At 32.5% G+C, this 795-nt stretch carries 1 pseudogene; it reads right to left on the reverse strand.

Annotation, left to right across the window (positions count from 1 at the left end):
- A pseudogene (locus ACFFJP_RS19755) lies at positions 1-746 on the reverse strand (IS110-like element ISSep2 family transposase); the annotation flags it as partial.
- Positions 747-795 lie beyond the last annotated feature (49 nt).

Raw genomic sequence — 795 nt, forward strand, 5'->3', positions numbered from 1 at the left:
AGATGATGAATAGATTGTTTTAATTGTTGAATAAGTAAGCGTAATTTTTCGACTAGAAAGGAATGTCTATCGACATTAGGATAGCTTTCTTGAGCAATCACCCTTAATTGAAGTGCATATTTTGTAGCTTTATCCATTGACATTCCCTTATCTGTAGAATTGAATATATGTGTAATCAGTACCTCCTTGTCGATATCAAGAACCATGTCTGAATGAGTAAAGATTTCTGCGATGTTGAGTGCAATGATTGAATATCGACTACTAAACAATCTTTCTAAACCAGGGAATGTTTGATGGAGTAATTCAAGGATCTGAAATTTAAGTCGATTTTGTTCATTCTCGATTTCTAGATGAAAACGGACGCGTTCTCTTAATTCAAAGAATATTAACTCATGTATAGGTAAGCTGTCTGTTTGTTTAAGCGTCGGTCCTAAACAAGCAAGCTTATGAGCATCTGCCTGATCAGTTTTCCATGATCTTAGAGCGCTCGTTTTAAATTTGGCTTCTAACGGATTCATTTGAATATAGTTAATTTGATTTACACAACAAAATCGTTCCATACCTCTTGAATAGATACCTGTAGATTCAAAAATGAGTTGTGGGTGGTCTAAGTCATTCAAATACTTGAGTAAATAATTGTAACCATTTTTATTATTCTGGATGAAAAACTCTTTTTGGAATTTTCCATTTTTATAATGTGCAACTACACTACTTCTTTTACTAATATCAACACCTAAGTAATCGATAAAAAAACCTCCTTTGAATAATTGAGAAGCTAAAAACTTTACTTAACCT

Source organism: Rheinheimera tilapiae, from assembly GCF_042432165.1.
Classification (GTDB): Bacteria; Pseudomonadota; Gammaproteobacteria; order Enterobacterales; family Alteromonadaceae; genus Pararheinheimera; species Pararheinheimera tilapiae.